Genomic DNA, 6,082 nt, shown 5'->3' with positions numbered 1-6,082 from the left:
TAAAGTTTAAGGAATAAAAAAAGAAGGGATTATATCCTTCTTTTTTTATTAAAATCAATTTCCTTCATTATATATAATATATAAGAGTTAGTTTTTGGCTCTGATATATCCCATAGGATTATACATGGCCCAAGATGTATTTCTTAGTAGGTCTGCTCCAAATACGACTTGGATATCCTTATCATTTAGGTCTTTTTCAACTTGGGTAGTAGGGATATTTACAATATTGTCGTCTATCTTGAAGGAAAACTTTGTTTCATACATGACATCGTCATGGTCTATATCAAGCATATCTATAGTTTGTTTGATATCTTTATTTTCTATTTTAATTTTTTCGTAAATATATTCTGAAATTATTGTTAGTGGTCTAGATGTGTCTATAGCTGCCTTGTAGACTCTTCCTTCAAAAATTATCTTAAAAACAGGAGTGTTATCTTTTCCTTTTCTCTTTGATTTTTTAAAATCAGAGGTTTGGACCTCGATTTGTCCCTTTCTGAGGTCTCCTCTAAAGACAAATTGGCTTATGATATTCCAACCTAGGATCATATCTGCTGGAAATTTGTTTCCGAATTGATCTTCTCCTAGGTCAATTACACTATCTTTACATACTAAAACTGGCACTCCTTCTAGCTTTAGTCCTCCGATTGCCATATTTTTAAGTTTCGCTCTTCTAAAGCCTCTAACTTCGTCAATTGGCTCTTTGTCAATGTATGTTAGGTCCAGCTCATCTGCCAAACTTTGAGGAATAAGGGTATTTCCCCTAGTATCAAACATGGCTGTTACAGGCTTATCTCCTACAACTATGCCTATAAATATATAATTTAAAAATTTCTTATCTGAAACTGGTATTGGTGAAAAATCCATATGAAACTCCTTAGCTTTTCTAATATTATATCACAAAGAAATATCTAAGATAAATTAAAGTCCTGCTTATGGTCTAGTCAAGAGCCTCTTGTAGGTCTTATCTGTAAGGATTGCTCCAAGAGGTGCTGTGTAAATTATAGCTATAACAGAGATTGCAAGTATTAATTTGCCTGATGCTAGACCGTAGGATAGGCAAACTGGGCCAATAGCTGCTTGAACAGTCGCCTTGGGAAGGTAGGCAAAGCCTGTAAAGAGCTTTTCTTTCCTGTCAAGCTTTGATGGAATCAGGCTAAAATATACTCCAAACATCCTAAAGATAAGTCCTATAGTTATCAGTACCATAGCCGGAATAAATTCCTTGCCTATTACAGATAGATCAACTGTTATTCCTACTAGGACAAAAAGAAATATTTCAAATATCTCCCACAAACTTCCATATACTTTAAGTAGGTTCAAGCTAAGGTCTGGGTTTAGTTTTTTGATAGTCATAGCCATGGATATGATTGAAACAAGCCCTGAAAATGCTAGGTAGTTGTTTATTGTATCTTCAAAACTAACTATAAAAAATGATATTGATATTAGAACAATCGCCTGGTAAACACTCGTTAAGTTTATTTTTCTATACACTATATTTAAAACATGTCCTAAAAGTACGCCAAAAAGTATGCCTGTACCTATAGATATTGGGATATTTACAAAATTGACCCAAGAGAAATCTCCTCCTAGTTTCAAGTTTAGGAATACTGTAAAGAAAACTATGGTGTATACATCGTCTATGGATGCTCCAGCTAGGATTATCTCTGGGATTTTCTTATCTTTGCCGTAGCCTTCTTCTATTAACCTTATCATTCTAGGAACAACTATGGCAGGCGACACTGCAGCAAGGACAGATCCTAAGATAGCTGCATCTAGGATATCTAAGTTAAAAATCTTTACTGCAAAAAAAGTAATGGCGATAATTTCTATACTTGCAGGTACAAAGGTCATAAGAACTGCAGATATACCAACTTCTCTAAGCTTTTCAAACGATAGAGAAAGACCTGCTCTAGTAAGTATCACGACTAGGGCAATCTGTCTTAGATCTTTTGATAAGTTTGTTATATCCCCTCTAACAAGCCCTAAGAGATTGGGACTTATGATAATCCCTGCCAAAAGCATGCCAATTATTGGGGCAAGTCTTATTTTTTCAAAGATTTTACCTCCAACAAGACCTGCTATGAGTATTATTCCTACATTAACTAACATAAACCCTCCTTAACATAAAAAAAAGCCAACAACCCCTGCAAGTGCAGAAGTCATTAGCTTATAGCGGTTTAAAATATAAATTTTGGGAAGAACTTCATTTCCCTGATATATTATACTTACAAATTACTTAGATTCAACTTGCGCTCCCTTTTTGGCAAGTCTATCTGCCCAGTCATTGTACTTGTCATTGGAATGGCCCTTGACCTTTACAAATCCAATCTCTAGGTTTTCTCTTGCCTTTTTTATAAAGTCCTTGTAGGATTTGGTAAGATCGTTATTTGCCTTCCATTCGTCATTTGCCCATGAGGAAATTCCTTGATAGTCATGATAGATCACAATCTTCTTTGCCTTCTCATCTAAGGCTTTTTTTATGGCAAGTTCGCTCGCCTTTACCTCGCCTGCAACATTTCTATGCTTATAGAAATCATCAGTGAAAGTAGCGTATAGCTCTTCTTTCCCGTCTTTTGTTATGTAGACTGCACCTGCTCCATATATTTTCTCGTTTAGGTTGTATGAGCCGTCTACATAGGCGATTATGGTATCGTCATCTACTGTGACTTCTTTAGTATCACCTTCTAGGAAAGCTAGGGCATCTTCTTTTTTCTTGAAAGACTTGTAACTGGCATTGGAAAATCCCTTCACTTCTCTAAGACAAGAATCCCAAGATGTATATATCCCGGGATTTCTGCCTCTTTTTACTGCGTAATATTTCATTTTATTTAGCTGCCCAATATGTTACAGAACCAGGAGCAACTGTAAAGAGTCCGTTTCCATTTTCGTCTATAACTACATCTTCATTTTTACCTGAAAGGTCGACATAAGTCTTTCCAGCTTCGTTTTCTCCGACAAACATTTGTTTTTCTGCCATATCTTTTATAGATATCAAAACTGCAAGTGGTGTGTGATCTTCATCTCCTCTTCTAACCCAACCTATAACAGCTGGATCGTCAAAGTAGTTATCCTCTTCTCCGTAGTTGTGATCTTTTCTAACTTTCATCATCTTATTTAGAAGATCTTTTTTAGGGTCTGTCTTGACATTTCCTATTAGTCCATAATAATCTCCTGCAAATATGCAAGGATAGCCGTCTTTTCTAAATAAAATCATAGAATATGCGATCTCTTTAAACCAGTCTTCAACCCAAGAGTCTAGTGATTGACCAGGTTGGCTGTCGTGATTGTCTACAAATGTTACAGCTTGTTCTGGGAAATCCGCCACAATTGTATTGTCAAATATCTTTCTCATGTCATAATTTCCCATGGATTTGCTTGCTTCTTGCATGTGAAAATGTAGGGGAACGTCGAATAAGTCTACATTATAGTCGGTAGTTTCTAGGTATTTGGCGATTTCTTCCTTGTTATATTGCCAAAATTCTCCAAAAAGATAGAAGTTTTCTTCTCCATTGTCATTTATAATGTGGTCTGACAAATCGTGGATGAAGTTTGAAGATATGTGTTTGAGGGCGTCATATCTAAAGCCATCTACTCCAGTTTCATCTATAAACCAATCTGCCCACTTAAAGATTTCTTCTCTTACTTCTGGGTGATCGTGGTCGATATCACAGTTCATAAGGAAGTCAAAGTTACCTTTTTCTCCTGATACGTCCTCGTCCCAATATTTGCCATCGCCGACAATTCTAAAGATGGCTGAGGTATCAGATTTTACGTCGTAATCAACTCCTGTAAAATGATAGTAGTGCCAGTCCATATCGGAGTATTTTTTATTTCTTCCCTCGAAGTTAAAGCCTGTCCAAGCTTCGATATCCATCACATCTGATACATCATGGCTCCTATTGTTTTGATCTACCATTACTGCCTTAAATTCTTCTTTGAAATCAGCATTTCCCTTGTGATTTAACACTACGTCAGCGTAGCACTTAATTCCTGCTTCTTGTAAGGCTTTTATAGCAGCTAATAGTTCTTCTTTGGTACCATATTTTGTCCTTATGGTTCCTTTTTGGTCAAATTCTCCCAGATCCCAAAGGTCATACACGCCGTATCCTACGTCCATGTCAGATCCACCCTTAGTCATTGGTGGTAGCCAAAGAGCATCTATTCCATTTTCCTTGAGGTTTTTGGCGTTTTCTTTTAATTTATTATAAAAATCTCCCGAGCCGTCTGTGTCCCACTCGAAAGACTGCATCATGACTTCATTTGCCATACTTACTCCTTACAAATATCTATAGACTTGCTTGCACCAATTCTCTCAGCTCCTGCCTCTACTAAGGATAGAGCTTCATCCCTTGTGTGGATGCCACCGCTTGCTTTTACTTTTAGTCTATCTCCTACTGTTTTTTTCATAAGTGAAACATCCGCTACAGTCGCTCCACCAGTAGAAAATCCTGTTGAAGTCTTGACAAAGTCTGCTCCTGCTTTTTCGGAAAGCTCACAAGCCTTAATTTTTTCTTCATCTGTTAATAGGCAGGTTTCTATAATAACCTTCAAGGTCTTATCACCAATCGCTTCTTTTACAGCTTTTATATCATCTAGCACATAGTCGTAGTCCTTATCTTTTAGTCTACCTATGGCTATTACCATATCTATTTCGCTAGCTCCATCTTCTATGGCGCATTTTGCCTCAAATGCTTTGGCTTTTGTTGTCATAGCTCCTAGGGGAAATCCTACAACAACAGCAATTTTAACATCTTTGTTGTATTCTTTTATATCTTTTACATAAGTCCCATTTACACAAACACTATAAAAGTCATTTGCGACAGCCTCATCAACTAGTTTTTTGATATCGTCTAATTGTGCTTCTGGCTTTAGGTTTGTGTGGTCAATGTATGAATTTAATTTAGTCATTATATCTCCTTATATTCTACTTGGACAAGACTTATATCGTCCTCTTGCTTGCCCCATGTAAACATTTTTATATCTTCATAGGTTAAGTCTAAGTCGTGATAATTTGTAAATATCTCCTTTAGCCTTTCAAGGCCGTACTCTTTCCTAGACTCATTTTTAGCCTCTATAGCTCCATCTGAAAATAACAAGAGCCTATCACCACTTGTAAGCTTTACCTTCTTTTCATCGTAATTGTCTGGCTCTATGATGTTTGATATCATCCTTCCGCTTGCTAGAAGATAATCTACCTTATCTTCTCTTCTTGAATAAAGAAGAGGCGGACAATTGTGCCCAGCATTGGAAAAGGTCAGGGAATCATCAGCAAAGTCAAATATACCAAGCCAAGCTGTTAAATACTGAGATGACTCCATGCCTAGGGCTTGGAAGTTATCTCTTAGCTTAAAAAGTATCTCTGATGGAGAATAATCCGGATGTTTATCGAGGATGGCTCCCATGGTTACTTTTATAAACATAGTCATGATAGATGCCTTTACTCCGTGACCCATGATATCAGCTATATATAGGGCGTATTTGTCATCATCTATCCTAATAACATCAAAGAAATCTCCTGACAAATCATCACTTGCTAGGTATTTACTCTTTAGACTAATTTTCCCGTAGCTTTTATTTTTAGGTAGGATATTGGATTGGATTTTCTTTACAAACCTGACATCATCGAGCATAGCCCTATTAGTATTGAAAAGCTCTATTTTCATAAGGCTTTCCCTGGTTATATCCCTATATACTTCTACAATCCCTAAAAACTCGTCTCCATTGTAGATTGGAGAAGTTTTTATAGAAAAATACCTCTCATCAATGAGTCTTTCTTCTATCATAGTTGTATTTTTCATATCTTTGTTTCTGGTAGGAAGAATGATAGCTGAGTTTTCCTCAATATAATTGAAAAGCTCGGTAGATTTTTGACTTTCCTTTTTGAAGGCGTCGTTAATAAAGATAGTCTTGCCATCCTTATCAACTATCCTAACCCAATCGTCCATTGCGTTTAGTATAAAAAAGTTCTTATCCTGAGTAAAATTATTTTTGCCTGCCATCTTTTCCTACCTTAAACTTGTTATATTAACTATATCTTTTAATATGGATTAATCAATAAAGTACCTATACTTAGTTAAAATTT

Annotated in this window: 6 protein-coding genes and 1 riboswitch; all 6 genes read right to left on the bottom strand. The window is 36.2% G+C overall.

From position 1 onward, the window contains the following. Nucleotides 1–87: 87 nt before the first annotated feature. The 6 genes from E0D87_RS03995 to E0D87_RS03970 all read right to left on the bottom strand — a co-directional run bounded on the left by E0D87_RS03995 (nucleotide 88) and on the right by E0D87_RS03970 (nucleotide 5,999). Entirely contained in the window at nucleotides 88–864 is a 777-nt protein-coding gene (locus E0D87_RS03995) for a retropepsin-like aspartic protease (RefSeq protein ID WP_130819427.1), read from the bottom strand. A gap of 66 nt (nucleotides 865–930) precedes the next feature. Next, a complete protein-coding gene (locus E0D87_RS03990) occupies nucleotides 931–2,109 on the bottom strand; it encodes a cation:proton antiporter (protein WP_130819426.1) in 1,179 nt (392 codons plus the stop codon). Nucleotides 2,110–2,146: 37 nt separating this feature from the next. Beyond that, a riboswitch (Fluoride riboswitch) is annotated at nucleotides 2,147–2,220 on the bottom strand. 12 nt (nucleotides 2,221–2,232) lie between these two features. Next, a complete protein-coding gene (locus E0D87_RS03985) occupies nucleotides 2,233–2,823 on the bottom strand; it encodes a ribonuclease H1 domain-containing protein (protein ID WP_130819425.1) in 591 nt (196 codons plus the stop codon). 1 nt (nucleotide 2,824) lies between these two features. Continuing rightward, on the bottom strand, nucleotides 2,825–4,267 hold the full coding sequence (locus tag E0D87_RS03980) for an alpha-amylase (RefSeq protein WP_130819424.1): 1,443 nt from the start codon (nucleotides 4,265–4,267) through the stop codon (nucleotides 2,825–2,827). A 2-nt stretch (nucleotides 4,268–4,269) separates the two neighbouring features. Continuing rightward, nucleotides 4,270–4,908 carry a deoxyribose-phosphate aldolase gene (gene deoC, locus E0D87_RS03975; protein WP_130819423.1) on the bottom strand — a complete coding sequence of 213 codons (639 nt, stop codon included), beginning with the start codon at nucleotides 4,906–4,908 and terminating at the stop codon, nucleotides 4,270–4,272. Continuing rightward, nucleotides 4,908–5,999, bottom strand: coding sequence for a PP2C family protein-serine/threonine phosphatase (locus E0D87_RS03970; RefSeq protein ID WP_130819422.1), 1,092 nt, complete (start codon nucleotides 5,997–5,999; stop codon nucleotides 4,908–4,910). Before E0D87_RS03970 ends, deoC begins: the two co-directional genes overlap by 1 nt. Nucleotides 6,000–6,082 lie beyond the last annotated feature (83 nt).

This window comes from Anaerococcus vaginimassiliensis, from assembly GCF_900626155.1.
Classification (GTDB): domain Bacteria; phylum Bacillota; class Clostridia; order Tissierellales; family Peptoniphilaceae; genus Anaerococcus; species Anaerococcus vaginimassiliensis.
Note: the sequence above shows the minus strand (reverse complement) of the source record. Positions and strands in the feature narration are given on the sequence as shown.